The following is a 15,947-nucleotide window of genomic DNA, read 5'->3' as shown; positions in this document are numbered from 1 at the left end:
GGTGCAATCTCGCACCAACTGGCGACTGCATACCTGCGAGGGTCGTCATGCGGCCCACCGTCATCGCAGGAGCAGTGTTCAACCATGCAGCGGTCAGATACCCAGCGCAAGCTGGGTTGGCTTTATTTCCGTGTCCTGGCACCTCTGGTGCTGGTGGTGGCAGCCGTGTCTGCGCTGTCGGTGGCGAGCGTCCATGTCCTGGGCGCGGTACGCGCCTACGTCGGCGGAGAAAGCCGCTGGTCCAAGGCCCGCAGCCTGGCCGTTCAAGCCCTTCGCGACTACGCCGCCTCACACGATCCCGCTGACCTGGCCCGCTATCACGCGGCGCTTGCCGTGCCCCAGGGAGATCGGCAGGCACGCGAGCAGCTCTCACAGCCCATGCCGGACATGGCTCTTGTGCAGCAAGGTTTCCTGCAGGGAGAAAACCACCCGGAAGACATCGCAGCGATGGTGCAGCTCTTCAGACGCTTGAGCTGGTTGCCGGTGTTCAATCAGGCGCTGAGCACCTGGACCCACGCCGATGCACTCATCGCGCAGTTGCAGATGCAAGCCGCCATGCTGAGCAGCCAGGTCAAGGGCGCAGACCTGGCCGGCCAGCAACGCACCCTCACGCACATTCAGCAGATCGACCGCGACCTGCTGCAGACCGAGAACGCCTTCAGTGCCCGCCTGGCCGAGGCCTCCCGGCAGACCGTGATGGCGTTGACCCTGGGCATCACGCTGTCAGCCATCCTCCTCACACTGACCTCGGGCTGGCTCATACACCGCAGCCTGCGCCGTCAGCACGCTCAGCATCTCGCCCGGGCCGAGCTCGCCGCACAGGCCCAGGCCGCCGACAAGGTCGCCCAAGCCCAACGGGCTTTCCTGTCCAGGCTCAGTCACGAGTTGCGCACGCCACTCAACGCCATCCTCGGTTTTGCACAGTTGCTCGCCATGGATCAGACCGAACCGGCGACCGACACCCAGCGCCAGCGCATCAACCTGATCCTACAGGCAGGCCGACAATTGCGCAGCTTGATCGAAGACGTGCTGGACCTCACCAAGGTCGAGTCAGGCGACATGGCCTTGACCATCGAGCGCGTCGATGCCCGCGAGTTGCTGAACCAGAGCCTGCTGCTGGTGGACAGCACACGTCAGCAGCACGGCGTCGAGATCGTCAATGCCATGGCATCGCAGCCCCTGTGGGTGATGGCCGATGCCCGACGGCTTCAGCAGATCTTCCTGAACCTGTTGTCCAACGCCTGCAAGTACAACCGCCCGCAGGGTCGGGTCCGCATCTGGGCCGAAGAGCGCCGCCCGGACGCCACCCTCATCCATATCGAGGACACTGGGATCGGCTTGCGCCCAGACGAGATCGGTCAGCTCTTCCAGCCATTCAGGCGCATGCCCACGAAAGCGCGGGAAGTCGAAGGCACGGGCCTGGGGCTGTACATCGTGCAGCAGTTCATCGAGCGCATGCAGGGGCGCATCGAGCTGCGCAGCGAGTTCGGCGTCGGCTCATGCTTCACGCTCAGCTTGCCGCCAGCCCCGCACGACGACACGCAGCCCACCGAGCTCGGGTGACCGGTCCACGGCCACAGCCAAGCCCAGCATCAAGGCGATGCGCCGCACGATGGACCAGCCCAGCCCGCTGCCACTCTGCCCCGTCCCCAGCACGCGGAAGAAACGCTCGCCCAGCCGGTGAAGGTCCGCCCCGGACAAGCCAGGCCCACTGTCTTCCACCGTCAGGCTGACCTGGCCTGCCTCGCCTTCATCCACACGCACCCTCACCCGAGCACCGTCCGGGCTGTAGCGGCAGGCGTTGTCGATCAGGTTGCGCAAGAGCACACCCACCAGGGTGTCGTTGGCCGACACCCGTGCGTGGCTCACACCATCGACTTCGATGTCCTGGTGACGGCCCATGGCGTGCACCGCCAGATCACCCGCCACCAGGCGAGCCTGGGCGGACAGATCCACGGCCGTGCCCACCGACTGCGGGTCGGCCTCCAGCCGCGACAGCATCAGCAATTGCTCGACCAGACGGGTCAACCGGTCACACCCGCTGAGGGTCAGGGCCAGGGCGTGCCGGCGCTCTTCATCCTGCGTGGCCGACAACGCCACCTGCGCCTGTGCCCGCACACCGGCAATGGGTGTGCGCAATTCATGGGCCGCATCGGCGGTGAAGCGCCGCTCGGTTTGCAGCAACTCGTTGACCTGACCAAACAGGCTATTGAGCGCAGAGACCAAAGGGGCCAATTCCTGCACCGAGCGCGACAGCACGAGCGGCTGGAGGTCATCGGGCGCACGCGCACTGACCGCCTGGCTCAGGCTGCGCAAAGGCCGCAGCCCCTCCCGAATGGCCAGCCAGGTCGCCAGCGCCAGCAGAGGCAGCATCACGGCCATCGGCCAAGCCAGGCTGCGCAACAGCGCCCACAGGATTTCCCTGCGCGAGCGCAGCTCTTCGCCCACGAAAACCTGCATGTGATGCGACTGGCCCTGGGCGGCAAACACGCGCCAGCTTCGGCCGTTCATGTCCACCGTGGAGTAGCCTTGCGTCTGGGCACTCATGGGCTGGGCTGACGCGCCAGGCGAGCGCATCACCAGCTCACCACGATTCCAGACCTGGAATGCGACGCGGTCGGCATGGCGATGCAGCTCGGGCATCTCGGCCAGACCATCATCGTCGTCGTCCAACTCATGGGCCTGCCGCACCACCAGCATCGCAGCACCCTGAGCCAGGTGGCTGTCCAGCAGCTCATCGAGCTCGTGCTGGGCCTGGTACCAGGTGAGCGCCGCCGTGCCGCACCACACCACGGCCACCAGCACCAGCACCATCAGGGTCAGACGCCCTTGCAAAGAGGGCAGACGTTGCGGCGACTGGTCCGAGGCACTCATGGCGACACCTCATCGGCCATGAGGGCGTAGCCTACGCCGCGCACCGTACGGATCAAGGAGGGCCGCAGCTTGCGTCGCAAATGGTGCACATGGACCTCGATGGTGTTGCTCTCCACCTCATGCCCCCAGCTATAGAGCTGCTGCTCGAGCTGATCACGCGACAACACCCGACCGGGCTGCAGCATCAGGGCGTGCAGCAGGTCGAACTCGCGGGTGGACAACTCCACGGCCACCCCATCCAGGGTGGCGCGGCGCGCAGCGACATCCAACTCGACCCCATGGGCCTTGAGTGTTTCCTGCACCTGCCCGTGCGCACGACGCACCAGGGCGCGCAGGCGCGCGGCCAGTTCGGCCAGATCAACGGGCTTGAGCACGTAATCGTCCGCGCCCAGGTCCAGCCCCTTGATGCGGTCTGGCACAGCATCTCGTGCGGTCAGGATCAGCACCGGCGTGCTCACGCCCGACGCACGGGCACGCTGCAAGACCACCAGGCCATCGCACAGCGGCAAGCCCAGATCCAGCACCGCTGCAGCGTAGGGCTCCGCCCGCAGTTCACGCTCTGCGGCCAGCCCATCGCGCACCCAGTCCACCTGGAAGCCGGCTTGCCTCAAACCCGCCCGCAGGCCATCGCCCAGCAGGGGGTCGTCCTCAGCCAGCAAGATCCGCATGTGTCAGTCCTCGTCTGCATCGTCGTCGTGATGTCGCTCATGATGACGCCCCGAATGGGCGCCCCCCACCGGCTCGTCCTGCGAGATGTCGCTGCCCGTGCCGCCCGAAGTCGGCGCCTGGCTCCATTGCCAGCCCCAGAAAGACAGCACGCAGCACAGCATCAACGCGGCCATCCAGCCTTGATTGCGCTGCACCACATCCTGCCCGGCACCCGGGGTGCGCCCCGACACCATCGGCATGACCTGATTTTGCCGCCGCCAGATGCTGCTGACCACGATCAAGCCCACATGTCCCAGCACCAGCGCCAGCAGGGTATTGCCAGCCACCTCGTGCACCTCTTCCAGCGCATCGTCCCACCATTCCTGGTAAACCGCATAGCCACTGGCGGTGGTCAGCACGATGGTGGCCATCAGGGCCAGCACACCGAATGCCAGCAGCACATTCTGCAGCAGCCGGGCCGAGGGTTGCGCGCGGTTGGCCCACAGATTCCGCCAGCCCTGCGCCTTGCGCCACCACGCACTCAGTCGGGCATGCCGAGGCCCCAACAACCCCCACAACACGCGCCAGGCCATCAGCCCGACCATGGTGTAGCCCAGGGTGACATGCACCAGGCGCCAACGCTCCCCCTCCGAGGTCAGGTAGGCCCCGAGAAAGCAGGCCGCCAGCAGCCAGTGAAAAGCCCGTGTCGGCGCATCGATGGTGCGGCGACTCGGCTGAGGCGTCGCTGTACGGTGGTCCAGTCCGGTGGATGTGTTCATGATCGTGTCCTTGCTGTCGCGCACGCCGTCCGCTCACCGCGGAATGCGCACGCTGTCCTCATCAAACAAGCCGCGGTCGGCTTCGCGGTGGCAGGCGATGCAGTTCGACGCACTGCGCACCGAGGCGCGCTTCCAGACCGACGGCGAAATCTCGTCGTGTTCATGCTCGAACCATGTCGTGCGGGTGATCCGGTCCTGCGGTGGCTCGGTGCGGGCACGCCGCCCCGTGGCCGCATTCGCCTCCAGCCAGCCCGCCAGCTTGCGCACCGTAGCGGGGTCCAGCGAGGCATCGGTACCGAAGTGCTGTGGCAAATGACCCATCAGGCGCCGCCACGATGCGGCAGGCAACATGCCGGGTGGATAAGCCAGGTGACAGGCTGCGCACTCCTGCTGATACAAGGGCAGCAAGGGGGTGCGAGGGCCGTGCTCATCTGCGCCGGCCCAGTCTGCCAGCCCGAGGGCCAGACAGCAGCCTGCCAGCCAGCGCATGCCGGTTCCTTGTTTCATGTCGTTCTCCTGGGGTGCGCTCAGCGCTGAAGGGATACCAGCCACGCCAGCACATCGGCCTTTTCGGCTGAAGTGCACTCGCGCGCCAGCACGTCACGGCAATTGCGCCGAAACCACTTGTCGACCTTGGCTTCGTTGGTGAGCCGCTCCGGGTTGAAGGCGGGGGCCAGTGGTGCGATCACCTTGCCGGTGCTGGCGTGCTTGCCCTGCCCGGTCGGCGGGTTGCCATGGCAGGATGCACAAGACCACTCCCCGCCGTGGCGGCTGGTGAAAAAGCGCTGGCCGCGCACAGCCTGCGCCGGCGCGCCCGAATCGGCCTGGTAACGCGCCAGCAGTTCAGCTGGCGTCGCTGCGCGCACGCCCGCTGCGGACATGGTCAGCACCAGCCCGCTCAGGCAAATCGATATGACATGGGGCTTCATGGCAACTCCTTGGGTTGCCATATTGGCTGCGCAGCCTTAAACGAGTCTTAAGACACGCGCCCGGGCCTGCTCACAGCCCTTCGTCCGTCAGCCACTGGCGCAAGGTGCGCACCATGTCGCGGTCGTTGTGCAGCCAGGCGTTGTGGCGGTACTCGTTGTAATACGCCTCTTCCTGGCTCAATTCGCCCAGGGGTTCGTACACGAAGCGCAGCACCATCCGACCGGCTTGGGGCTCTTCGATGGTCATCGTCAGCTGCACCGGGGTGGTGTCGCCATGCGCCTCTGGTGTGAATTGCAGGCGGCTATGGGGGCTCGTCAACACCACATCGCGGAAAACATGCTGGCCAAAATGCAGGGTGCGCTGAAACACACCGGGCTCTGGCTCAGTCCAGTCAACCCGCTCGGGGCCCATCGGGAAGCGCTGCGGCGCCTTCACGCGGATCATCAAGCCATTCCATAGCTGCTCGCGCGAAAACGTCGGCACGACCGTCTGCAGGCCAACCTGCGGGGAATTGATCTCGATGATGTGTTCAAAGCGCATGGCGAGAGCTTAAACCACCCACAGACAAGGCTGGCCCCGATCGCCTACACTAGGCCCCTCTTTGCTGATTCCGGAGCCCGCGTCCGGCGGGTCCATCTGCTTATGTCGACCTGTTCCTCCTCCACCCCCGTGAAGGACGCCGATACCGCGGCGCAACCGATGACGTGGCACCCCAAGAGTGTGCTCAACAGCCATGGCTGTGGTGGTGACTGCACTGACCCCGACTTCGAAAATGGCCGGTGGCCGCGTGCCAAGGTGATGGCCCTGTTCAACCTGCCCTTCAATGACCTGCTCTGGCAGGCCCAGCAGGTGCACCGCCAGCACTGGGATGCCAACGAGATCGAACACGCCACGCTGCTGTCGGTCAAGACCGGTGGTTGCCCGGAAGACTGCGGCTACTGCCCGCAATCGCAGTCGTACGACACGGGTGTGGAAGCCAGCAAGCTGATGTCGCCAGAAGAAGTGCGCGAAGCCGTGGTGGCCGCGCGCGACGCCGGTGCCAGCCGCTTCTGCATGGGTGCAGCCTGGCGTGCGCCCAAGGACCGCGACATCGAGAAGGTCGCAGAGCTGATCGGCGTCATCAAGCAGGAAGGTCTGGAGGCCTGCTGCACCCTGGGCATGCTGACCGACACCCAGGCGCAGTCCCTCAAGGAGGCCGGCCTCGACTACTACAACCACAACCTCGACACCGCGCCCGAGCTTTACGGCGACATCATCACCACACGCGAGTTGCAAGACCGTCTGGACACGCTGGACCACGTGCGCAAGGCCCACATCAAGGTGTGCAGCGGCGGCATCGTCGGCATGGGTGAAACGCGCGAAGGCCGTGCCGGCCTGATTGCCCAACTGGCCAACCTGCCCACCTACCCGGAATCGGTGCCCATCAACGACCTGGTGCGCGTGCCCGGCACGCCGCTGGCCGACACACCACAACTGGACCCGCTGGAATTCGTGCGCACCATCGCCGTGGCCCGCATCACCATGCCCACCGCCCGTGTGCGGCTGTCGGCCGGCCGCCAGCAGATGAGCGAGGCCGTGCAGGCCCTGTGCTTCCTGGCCGGGGCCAACTCCATCTTTTATGGAGACAAACTGCTGACCACCGGCAACCCCGAGTTCGACAAGGACAAGGCGCTGATGGACAAGCTCGGCCTGCGCAGCGGCAAGGCCGTGACCGCCAAGGTGCAGGCAGCCTGATTCAGCCAGGCCGTTCGCTGACCGACTTGCCTTTGAAGGGGGCGGTCAGCGCAGGCTGCTCACTCAGAATCGATAGCCAATGTAGAGGCCCGCGATGATCGGGTTCAGCGTGGCATCGATCTTCTGTCCGGTACTCAGCTTGGCGGTCACCTTCAACAGGGTCTGCCCAGCCATGGCTTCGGCAAACCAGTGGTCGTCGATCGACCAGGTCACCCCCACCTGTGGCGTGATCGCGAACTTGTCGCTCACCCGCATGGTGGTACTGCCACCTGGGTCGGTGATGGCCGTGAGCGTGCCGTTGCCGGTCTCGTTGATGAAGTTCACATAGGTGATGCCGAGGCCCACGTAGGGGCGCCAGCGGGCGTTCGCCTCGAAAAAGCGGTACTGCGTGAACAGGGTCGCCGGCACCACCTCAACGGTGCCGATTTCACCCACGCCCTTGATCGCACCATCACCCTTGATGTGGTGCTTGAAAGGCACGGCCAGCGGCACATCGAACGAGATGTGGTCCGTCCACATGTAGCTGATGCCCCCACCCAGGGTGGTTGCACTGTTCACCTGGATGCGCGTATCGGGCAGGGAGGGCGCGGTCATCGCGCCACTGTCCACCTGGGGCGCGATGATCATCGGGCCACCACGCAGCATCCACGTCCCGGCCGATTGAGCCTGTGCACTGTGCATGGCGCCCAGGCCGGTCAGCAGGATCAGGCCGAGGGTCTTCGTCATCATGGTCATGTTGTTGCCTCCGCAATCACAGCCAACCGGCTTCGGTCAGGCGCTTGGCCACCATCTGGGCCAGCAACTGGTGACCGTAGGGCGTGGGGTGGAAGTTGTCGGCGTAGAGGTACTTCTTCCACCAGGTCGTTGTGCCATCGGCGCCCGCAGAAGGGGTGATGGACGAGGCGGACGTATCCGTGCAGGCCCCCACGGTCGACAAGGTGGCCAACGAGGTGACACCCGGCGAGGTGCCGCCCGTCACCACCTCGTCGCACACCGTGTGGCTCACATTGCTCAAGCCATATTGCGCGGGCGAATCCATCTCGTCATTGAAGCTGGTGTAGAAATCCACCACCACCATCTTGCTCGAGTAGCTGGCGACATCGGTCGCCAGGCGGGTGTTGTAGGCATTGATCCACGCCGTGGCCAACTGGCTGAGCGCGGTGGCATTGGCCGTGCTCAAGGAGGCGAGCACCGCCTGGAAGCGCGGCGTACGGGTCACGTCCAGGATATTCAGGACCGCCACGTGCTCTGCGCCCTTGTCGATGGCATTCGTCACCACGGCATCGACCAGCTTGTCTGCCAGCGCCTGGAAATACAACACGCCGGCCGTGGCGCCGGTCGAGTCATTGGCCATGGCCGTCGCAAAGGTCGTGGAGTCCAGCAACGTCAGCATGATGCCGGCGAACTCGGTCGAGTTGCTCAGCGCAGACAGCACCGTAGCCATGTCATTGGCCGAGGCCTCGCCCACGACCAGCAGGTCCTTGCTGGTGAAACCGGCATTGCCCGCATCGACCAACTGCTGGATCTGAGACACGGGCACGCTGTCATAGGCTGTGACAGTCGAGCCCGATGTCACCGTGTAGTTCACCCGTGCGCCGGCGACCGCATAGTTGGTGCAGCCACTGTTGCTGGAGAAGGTCGAGCCATCCGACGAACTGTAGGCATTGCAGAAGCCGCTGACGCCGAAGGTGGATGCCAGGCGCTCGGTATAGACCTTGTAGGCCGTGGTGCCACCCGACTGCACCGTGAACTTGTAGCCGAAGGTGCCGGAATCGGCGAGGCTGGCGCCCACGACCTTGACGGATGTGATGTCGGACTTGGTATCGCCCGAATTGCCGCCGCCACCGCAGGCGCTCAAAAGTGAAGCGGCCGCTATCGCGGCCCACAGAAATCGTTGCACGTCTTGTCTCCTCGGCGAGTCACCTGCCCGCGTTTGAAACAATTGTGACGATGACGTGAAGTGCTTGTCTCTCGGGGAAAACCTGCTCTTTTCGCGTAAGGTCGCTGACGTTGCGTAAAGTTGATTAAACCTTACGCGCACATCACGTCAGTTGCGTTTCTTGGGCACCCAGGCCCAGATCATCTCGGCCTGAATGGGCTCCTGTCCCGAGGCGTCCGTGATGGTCACCGCCACCGTCACCTCGCCCTTGTCCTGCGTCTGAAGTTGCTGGATCTGCGCCGGGGTCAGCTTGGCCTCGGCACGCATGTCGCCTTGCGAGCGCTTGTGGTAGTCCACCTTCAGGGTCTTGATGAGCGGCAGCTTGTCGTCGGGCACATTCATGCCGACGCAGAAGCCCGTTGCCGTTTCTGCCAGCAGCGCCATGGCCGCCGCGTGGACACCCTGGATGTGGTTCTGGACCTTGCGCTGGTTGCGGATGCTCACCACCACCCGCTCAGGCGTGATGACGTCATAGCGCAGGCCTGCGGTACCGACCAGGGGCACCACCTTGCCCAGCACCTTGCTGACAGCCCAGGTTCGCATGCCAGCGGGCAGGGCATTGAAACGCGCCACCGTGCGGCACAACTGATTCGGTTTGCTCATCTTGTCATCCTCTTGGGGTCTGGCGCCGATGGTAAGGCCCACACGCACAACTCTTGTCCGGAAACAAGAGGCCCGGAAATAAATGAGGAAGTCACTGCAACATCAAATTGTCTTGCATGGCCGCTAGGCGTACGCTGTCAGTTTTACCCAGAACATCATCGACTACGACATGGAAAAAGCACCTAGCGCAGCCCGTTCAAGAACAGCCAAAACAACGAAGAGCACCCCGCTCCGCAAGGCAGCCCAGGGTGACATCGCCCCCTCCACATCGCAAGCCCGCATTGCCGACTATGTAGCCGAGCAGGCCACCGAGGCCGCACAGGAATCCAAACTGGTGGCGCTGCACGACATCGTGCGCAAGACCGCCCCCGGCGAACTGGCCGGCGCCATTGAAGCCGTGCTGGATGGTGCCTCTCCGGACGATGCAGCCATGCTGCGCAAGGCCCTGCAGGGCAAGCTGGACCGCCATGCGGCCCGCACCAACCCCGACGACGAACTGGCGGCCACCTGGCGCGATGCGACCACGTACCCGTACCAGAACCTGATGACCCGCAAGAGCTATGAGAAGCAGAAATACCGCCTGCAGGTCGAGTTGCTCAAATTGCAGGCCTGGGTCAAAGCCACCGGGCAGAAGGTCGTGATCCTGTTCGAAGGCCGCGACGCGGCTGGCAAGGGCGGCACCATCAAGCGTCTCATGGAGCACCTCAACCCGCGCGGCGCCCGCGTGGTGGCACTCGAAAAGCCCAACGAAGTCGAACGCGGGCAGTGGTACTTCCAGCGCTATGTGCAGCACCTGCCGACCGCCGGTGAAATCGTGCTGTTTGACCGCAGTTGGTACAACCGCGCCGGGGTCGAACGCGTGATGGGCTTTTGCAGCGACGAGGAGTATCAGGAGTTCATGCGCCAGGCGCCGGAGTTCGAGCGCAACCTGGTCCGTGCCGGTGTGCACGTGATCAAGTTCTGGTTCTCGGTGAGCCAGAAGGAGCAACGCCGCCGCTTCAAGGAGCGCGAAACCCATCCGCTCAAGCAGTGGAAGCTTTCGCCCATCGACATGGCTTCGCTCGACAAGTGGGATGACTACACCCGCGCGAAAGAAGCCATGTTCTTCCACACGGACACGGCCGACTCGCCCTGGACCGTGATCAAGAGCGACTGCAAGAAGCGCGCACGCCTGAACGCCATGCGCTACGTGCTGCACAAACTGCCCTATACCAACAAGGACATGGCCAATGTGCCGCAACCCGACCCCCTGCTGGTCGGTCGGGCCAACGTGGTGTATGAACGTGGCGAACACCCCACCTTGATGCAGGACGAGGGTTAACCCCAGACCCCATGACCAAAATGGCCGCGCATGCGGCCATTTGTCATTTGTGATCGTGAATTGCGGCACGAAGCACTTGCTTCTCTAACCTTACGTTTGGTTCCGATTTTCCGAAGATACAGACGTACGCGCCCGATGTAACGAAGCCCGGGCGCCCTTTCCGTCTCCAGGGGAACACTGTGACCGCACTCAGAAACATCAAGATTGGCGCCCGACTGGGCATCGCTTTCGCCGCGATGCTCGTCCTCATCGGCATCGTGGCAGGCATGGGCGCTTGGCAGATCGCCCGGGTCAATGGCGATGCACGGGAACTGGGCACCAACTGGCTGCCCAGCATCCGATCACTCGGGGAAGTCAAATCTCAGATGAACCTCATCCGCCGCCTGACGATGCGCATCGTGATGGAAACGGACGAACAGGAACGCGCCAAACTCACGGTGCGGCATACCGAAGCCACGCAAGGCATGAAGCCGGTTTTGGAGACCTACGAGAAGCTGGTCAGCTCGCCAGAGGAAGGCAAGATCCTCGATACGCTCAAGACCCAGTGGGCAGCCTATGGCGCAGCAGAAGCCAAAACCCTCTCTGCAGCCGACAGGGGTACGGCGGGCCTGGCCGAAAGCAATGAGCTTTTCAACGCGGCCATGAAAACACTGGATGAAGACATTGCCCTCAACGACCGCAGCGCAGCCCAGGCCACGGCCACCGCCGAAGCCAACTACCGCCAGGCGATCATGTCCAGCTTGGTGATGGTGGCGATTGCGCTGGGTGTGGGCATCGCCATGGCCATGCTGATCACCCGCTCGATCACCGTCCCCATTGGTGAAGCGGTCACCATTGCCGAAACCGTTGCCAAGGGTGACCTGACCTCTCGCATTGAAACCGACGGCAAGGATGAAGCGGCACAACTGCTCGCGGCCTTGTACGACATGAACAGCAGCCTGGTGCGCATCGTGGGTGAAGTGCGCCAGAGCAGCGACAGCATCGCCACAGGCTCGGCCGAAATCGCCATGGGCAATGCCGACCTGAGCCAGCGCACCGAAGAACAGGCCAGCAACCTGGAAGAAACCGCAGCATCGATGGAAGAGCTCACCAGCACCGTCAAACACAACTCGGACACCGCCAACGAGGCCAACCGCATGGCATCGTCTGCGGCCAATGCTGCACGCAGCGGCGGTGACCTGGTGCGGCAGGTGGTCGACACCATGAACGACATCACCCACTCCTCGCGCAAGATTTCCGAGATCATCACCGTGATCGACGGCATTGCCTTCCAGACCAACATCCTGGCCCTGAACGCGGCAGTGGAAGCCGCCCGCGCAGGCGAGCAAGGGCGCGGTTTTGCAGTGGTTGCCGGCGAGGTACGCACCCTGGCGCAGCGCTCGGCCAATGCCGCCAAGGAAATCAAGTCCCTGATTGGTGACAGCGTGGAAAAGGTCGACACCGGTGCCCGCCTGGTTAACAGCGCCGGCCAATCCATGCAGGACATCGTGGACCAGGTCAACCGCGTCAGCCAGTTGATCAACGAGATTTCAAGCGCGACCAGCGAACAAAGCTCCGGCATCAGCCAGGTGGGCGATGCGGTCAACCAGCTCGACCAGGTGACGCAGCAAAATGCCGCCCTGGTGGAGCAAAGCGCCGCCGCCGCAGAGAGCCTGCGTCATCAGGCGGCCAAGCTGACCGATCTGGTGAGCGTGTTCCGGCTGCAGCACGGCTGAGGCCGGCCGCAGCGGGCCTTACCAGGCATCCACGAAGGGGCGCTTGCGCCCCTTTCTGCTTTCTGTGGCCGGCATGGATGCCAGCCCGCGTGCCAGCCACCGGCGTGTGTCTGCCGGGTCGATCACATCGTCGAGCTCCAGGTGGGACGCCATGTTCAGCGCCTTGCCACGCTGGTAGGCCGCCGCCACCAGCTGATCGAACATCTGCTGCCGGGCAGCTGGGTCCTCGATCGCCTCGAGCTGTTTGGCAAAGCCCAGGCGCACCGCCCCTTCGAGCCCCATGGGCCCGAACTCACCGGTGGGCCAGGCCACCGTGAAGTCAGGCGCCAGCATGCTGCCAGCCGTCATGGCCTGAGCACCCAGGCCATAGCCCTTGCGCAAGACCACGGTGAAATACGGCACCGAGATGCTGGCCGCAGCCAGGAACATGCGCGAGAAGTGGCGCACCGTTGCGGTCTTCTCGGCATCTGGCCCGACCATGAAGCCCGGTGTGTCGCACAGCACCACCAGCGGGATGTCGAACGCATCGCACAGCTGCATGAAGCGCGCCGCCTTGTCGGCACCGGGCGCGTCGATGGCCCCGCCCAGATAGCGTGGATCGTTGGCGATCACCCCCACCGGACGGCCCTCGATACGGGCCAGTGACGTGATCATGCCGGCCGCGAAATCACGCCGCAGCTCCAGCACCGAGCCCTGGTCAAACAGGGTGTCGATGATCACCCGCACGTCGTATACCCGGGTGCGCTTTTCCGGCACGGCGTGGCGCAGCATGCGCTGGTCAGCCACCTGCCAGCCGGCGGTACGGCCCTGGAAATAGCCCAGATACTGCTTGGCAACCAGGGCGGCATCGGCCTCGTTGTCGACCACGATGTCGATCACGCCGTTGGGGGCCTGCACACTCACCGGCCCAACCTCTTCGGGCTTGAATCGGCCCAACCCGCCGCCTTCGATCATGGCCGGGCCGGCCATGCCGATGGTGGTGTCGCGTGTGGCAATGATCACGTCGCAGCAACCAGCCAGTGAGGCATTGCCGGCAAAGCAGCGCCCGTTGACGATGGCCACCGTGGGTGCCAGGCCGCTGAGCCGCGCCATGCCCAGGAAGGTCATGTTGTCGAGCAGGCTGACGCCAGGGTATTCGTCATTGGGTCGCCCGCCACCGCCTTCGGCCCACAAGACCAGCGGCAAGGCGCGCTGCTCGGCCAGGTGCAACATGCGGTCCGTCTTCTTGTGGTTGACGATGCCTTGCGTCCCGGCGAACACGGTGTAGTCATACGCCAGCACCATGCAGCGCGCGGCCTGCTCGCCAAACTGCTCGGCATTGACCGTGCCCAAACCGGCGATCAGTCCGTCTGCCGGGCTGCGTGCAATCAGCTCGTCTTCCTTCAAGCGACGCCGCTGTGAGGCCAGGGCCAACGCCCCGTACTCGATGAAGCTGCCTTCGTCGATCAGCGAGGCCACGTTTTCTCGCGCCGTGCGGTGGCCTGCAGCATGGCGGCGCGCCACCGCCTCCGGGCGCTGTGCATCCAGCGTGGCGGCATGGCGGGCACGGACCTCGGCCAGATCCGCGCGAATGGCGTCCGGGTCGAGCGTCTGCTCCTGAGCGTCGTGCACCAGGCCGTCGTCCTCGCTGGGGTCGATGGCCAGCAAGGCCTGCCCTTCGCCAACCACCACCCCGGGTTCGGCCAGCCACATCGCGACCCGGCCCCCTTGGGAAGCGGTCACATCGAACTCCATCTTCATGGCTTCGATGACTGCCAGACGCTGCCCGGCCCGCACCCGCTCACCCGGCTGCACCAGGATGCTGTTGAGCTGCCCCGGAACCTGGGCGCGCAGCACCACACTGCCTTCCGGCACATCGGATGGCGTGGCCTCGACCGCATCGGCCGAAGCCGGATGCCAGGCATGCTGCAGCTCAGGGGGACGCGGCTGGTGCGGGACCTGCGTCAGCAAGGCCACCACGTGCTGCTGGAGCCAGCGGGTGGTGACCTGGTAGCTGGCCGCATCGCCATGGGCGAGCAAGGCCTGCAGGAAACCGATGTTGCTGTCGACCCCATCGAGGCGGAACTCGGCCAGGGCGCGCCGCGTGCGCAGCAAGGCCTGTGGATACCCTTGCGGGTGATGCACGATGACCTTGGCCAGCAGGGTATCGAACCCCGGGTGCGGCTGCATGCCCGTGTGGCCATGTCCATCCACCCGGATGCCGGGCCCCGCCGGCGGCTCGTAGGCACGGATCGCGCCACCTGCGGGCATGACCCGGCCATCGGCCATCATGCGCTCAACATTGACACGCGCCTGGATGGCGCAACCGCGTGGGCGCGGGATGTCGGCTTGCTGGATGCCCAGATCAGCCAGGGTCACGCCTTGCGCCAGTTGCAGCTGAATCTGCACCAGGTCCAGGCCGGTCACCGCCTCCGTGATGGTGTGCTCCACCTGCAGGCGCGGGTTCGCCTCCATGAAGTAGTAGGTGAAGGAACTGGGGTGGTCCAGGTCGACCAAAAACTCGAAGGTGCACAAGCCGCGCAGTCGCACCGCCTTGGCCAGCGTCACGGCCGCATCCAGCAGATGCTGCCGCAGGGATGGGTCCAGATCAGGCGCCGGTGCGATCTCGATGAGTTTCTGATGCTGACGCTGGATGGTGCAGTCACGCTCCCAGGCATGGCTGACCGCGCCCGTGCCGTCCCCCATCACCTGCACCTCGACGTGACGCGCCCGGCGCACCAGTTGCTCCACGTAGACATCGGCCACGCCAAAGGCCGCTTGCGCTTCGGCCTGGCAACGAGCCAGGGCATCAGGGATGTCTTCGGCATGTTCGACCACACGCATGCCGCGCCCGCCACCGCCCGCCAGGGCCTTGATCATCATGGCGGTGGCGGCCCCCTGCTCATGCGAGAGCGCCACAAAGAAATCTTGTGCTTGAGGCAGGCTCACAGCGTGGTCGACGCCGGCCGTGACCGGCACATGCAGCCGCCGCGCCAGCGCACGGGCCTCGGCCTTGTCGCCAAGCAGGTCCAGAACCTGCGGGTCCGGACCCACAAACACCAGCCCCGCCTGGGCGCAGGCGCGTGCAAAGCCGGCGTTTTCGCTCAACAGGCCGTAGCCCGGGTGCACATGGGTGCAGCCGTGGGCCTGCGCCGCGTCAATCACCTGCTCGATGGCCAGAAAGGCGGGCACACCCTTGCCGGGCAAGACCGCCACCGCATCGACATGGCTGGCATGCTGTGCCTGCTGGTCATCCTGGGCGACGAGGCCCACGGTGCGCCAACCCAGTTCGGTCGCTGCCCGCGCAATGCGGATGGCGATCTCACCACGGTTGGCAATCAGCAGAACAGGTTGAACGTGGGTCGACATACGGGGCTCTCTGGTGGATGCGGTTGTGCCGAAAAAGACCAACGCGCATCCTAGCC

Annotated in this window: 14 protein-coding genes; 4 read left to right on the top strand and 10 right to left on the bottom strand. The window is 64.7% G+C overall.

Annotated elements, in window-relative coordinates; translation table 11 throughout:
* Window positions 1-84 precede the first annotated feature (84 nt).
* A complete protein-coding gene (locus tag ACE3PH_RS02145; RefSeq protein WP_374316031.1) occupies window positions 85-1,563 on the top strand; it encodes a sensor histidine kinase in 1,479 nt (492 codons plus the stop codon).
* On the opposite strand, the gene ACE3PH_RS02140 is transcribed toward ACE3PH_RS02145, so the two are convergent.
* The 6 genes from ACE3PH_RS02140 to ACE3PH_RS02115 all read right to left on the bottom strand — a co-directional run bounded on the left by ACE3PH_RS02140 (window position 1,498) and on the right by ACE3PH_RS02115 (window position 5,771).
* On the bottom strand, window positions 1,498-2,874 hold the full coding sequence (locus ACE3PH_RS02140) for an ATP-binding protein (protein WP_374316029.1): 1,377 nt from the start codon (window positions 2,872-2,874) through the stop codon (window positions 1,498-1,500). The two genes, ACE3PH_RS02145 and ACE3PH_RS02140, sit on opposite strands and share 66 nt — an antisense overlap.
* Window positions 2,871-3,542 (bottom strand): winged helix-turn-helix domain-containing protein, encoded by a 672-nt coding sequence (locus tag ACE3PH_RS02135; protein ID WP_374316027.1) that lies wholly within the window; start codon window positions 3,540-3,542, stop codon window positions 2,871-2,873. The genes ACE3PH_RS02140 and ACE3PH_RS02135 overlap by 4 nt, the downstream gene beginning before the upstream one ends.
* Before the next feature lie 3 nt (window positions 3,543-3,545).
* A complete protein-coding gene (locus ACE3PH_RS02130; protein ID WP_374316025.1) occupies window positions 3,546-4,301 on the bottom strand; it encodes a cytochrome b/b6 domain-containing protein in 756 nt (251 codons plus the stop codon).
* A gap of 33 nt (window positions 4,302-4,334) precedes the next feature.
* Window positions 4,335-4,808 carry a diheme cytochrome c gene (locus tag ACE3PH_RS02125; protein WP_374316023.1) on the bottom strand — a complete coding sequence of 158 codons (474 nt, stop codon included), beginning with the start codon at window positions 4,806-4,808 and terminating at the stop codon, window positions 4,335-4,337.
* A 20-nt stretch (window positions 4,809-4,828) separates the two neighbouring features.
* Window positions 4,829-5,230, bottom strand: a complete 402-nt coding sequence (locus tag ACE3PH_RS02120) for a DUF1924 domain-containing protein (RefSeq protein WP_374316021.1) — start codon at window positions 5,228-5,230, stop codon at window positions 4,829-4,831.
* 70 nt (window positions 5,231-5,300) lie between these two features.
* On the bottom strand, window positions 5,301-5,771 hold the full coding sequence (locus ACE3PH_RS02115) for an AtaL-like protein (RefSeq protein ID WP_374316019.1): 471 nt from the start codon (window positions 5,769-5,771) through the stop codon (window positions 5,301-5,303).
* 102 nt (window positions 5,772-5,873) lie between these two features.
* Here ACE3PH_RS02115 and bioB point away from each other — a divergent pair, with 102 nt between their 5' ends.
* On the top strand, window positions 5,874-6,965 hold the full coding sequence (bioB, locus tag ACE3PH_RS02110; RefSeq protein WP_374316017.1) for a biotin synthase BioB: 1,092 nt from the start codon (window positions 5,874-5,876) through the stop codon (window positions 6,963-6,965).
* Between the two features lie 63 nt (window positions 6,966-7,028).
* Here bioB and ACE3PH_RS02105 read toward each other — a convergent pair whose 3' ends face one another.
* From ACE3PH_RS02105 to ACE3PH_RS02095, 3 genes are all read right to left on the bottom strand, one after another.
* On the bottom strand, window positions 7,029-7,700 hold the full coding sequence (locus tag ACE3PH_RS02105) for an OmpW family protein (RefSeq protein WP_374316015.1): 672 nt from the start codon (window positions 7,698-7,700) through the stop codon (window positions 7,029-7,031).
* Window positions 7,701-7,716: 16 nt separating this feature from the next.
* Window positions 7,717-8,865 (bottom strand): SGNH/GDSL hydrolase family protein, encoded by a 1,149-nt coding sequence (locus ACE3PH_RS02100; protein ID WP_374316013.1) that lies wholly within the window; start codon window positions 8,863-8,865, stop codon window positions 7,717-7,719.
* 147 nt (window positions 8,866-9,012) lie between these two features.
* Window positions 9,013-9,507, bottom strand: a complete 495-nt coding sequence (locus tag ACE3PH_RS02095; protein ID WP_374316011.1) for a DUF4442 domain-containing protein — start codon at window positions 9,505-9,507, stop codon at window positions 9,013-9,015.
* 169 nt (window positions 9,508-9,676) lie between these two features.
* On the opposite strand from ACE3PH_RS02095, the gene ppk2 reads away from it, so the two are divergent.
* Window positions 9,677-10,828: a polyphosphate kinase 2 gene (gene ppk2, locus ACE3PH_RS02090; RefSeq protein WP_374316009.1), complete on the top strand. Its 1,152-nt coding sequence runs from the start codon at window positions 9,677-9,679 to the stop codon at window positions 10,826-10,828.
* 179 nt (window positions 10,829-11,007) lie between these two features.
* Window positions 11,008-12,543 (top strand): methyl-accepting chemotaxis protein, encoded by a 1,536-nt coding sequence (locus ACE3PH_RS02085; protein WP_374316007.1) that lies wholly within the window; start codon window positions 11,008-11,010, stop codon window positions 12,541-12,543.
* 18 nt (window positions 12,544-12,561) lie between these two features.
* Here the strand turns inward: ACE3PH_RS02085 and ACE3PH_RS02080 are convergent, their stop codons facing one another.
* Window positions 12,562-15,891 (bottom strand): carboxyl transferase domain-containing protein, encoded by a 3,330-nt coding sequence (locus ACE3PH_RS02080; protein WP_374316005.1) that lies wholly within the window; start codon window positions 15,889-15,891, stop codon window positions 12,562-12,564.
* Between the last annotated feature and the right edge of the window lie 56 nt (window positions 15,892-15,947).

This window comes from Aquabacterium sp., assembly GCF_041909175.1.
Classification (GTDB): domain Bacteria; phylum Pseudomonadota; class Gammaproteobacteria; order Burkholderiales; family Burkholderiaceae_C; genus Aquabacterium.
This window is presented reverse-complemented; position numbering and strand designations above follow the sequence as displayed.

Coding starts and splice junctions, on each gene's coding strand:
- ACE3PH_RS02145 (WP_374316031.1), top strand. CDS start 85: ATGCAGCGGTCAGATACCCAGCGCAAGCTGGGTTGGCTTTATTTCCGT.
- ACE3PH_RS02140 (WP_374316029.1), bottom strand. CDS start 2,874: ATGAGTGCCTCGGACCAGTCGCCGCAACGTCTGCCCTCTTTGCAAGGG.
- ACE3PH_RS02135 (WP_374316027.1), bottom strand. CDS start 3,542: ATGCGGATCTTGCTGGCTGAGGACGACCCCCTGCTGGGCGATGGCCTG.
- ACE3PH_RS02130 (WP_374316025.1), bottom strand. CDS start 4,301: ATGAACACATCCACCGGACTGGACCACCGTACAGCGACGCCTCAGCCG.
- ACE3PH_RS02125 (WP_374316023.1), bottom strand. CDS start 4,808: ATGAAACAAGGAACCGGCATGCGCTGGCTGGCAGGCTGCTGTCTGGCC.
- ACE3PH_RS02120 (WP_374316021.1), bottom strand. CDS start 5,230: ATGAAGCCCCATGTCATATCGATTTGCCTGAGCGGGCTGGTGCTGACC.
- ACE3PH_RS02115 (WP_374316019.1), bottom strand. CDS start 5,771: ATGCGCTTTGAACACATCATCGAGATCAATTCCCCGCAGGTTGGCCTG.
- bioB (WP_374316017.1), top strand. CDS start 5,874: ATGTCGACCTGTTCCTCCTCCACCCCCGTGAAGGACGCCGATACCGCG.
- ACE3PH_RS02105 (WP_374316015.1), bottom strand. CDS start 7,700: ATGACCATGATGACGAAGACCCTCGGCCTGATCCTGCTGACCGGCCTG.
- ACE3PH_RS02095 (WP_374316011.1), bottom strand. CDS start 9,507: ATGAGCAAACCGAATCAGTTGTGCCGCACGGTGGCGCGTTTCAATGCC.
- ppk2 (WP_374316009.1), top strand. CDS start 9,677: ATGGAAAAAGCACCTAGCGCAGCCCGTTCAAGAACAGCCAAAACAACG.
- ACE3PH_RS02080 (WP_374316005.1), bottom strand. CDS start 15,891: ATGTCGACCCACGTTCAACCTGTTCTGCTGATTGCCAACCGTGGTGAG.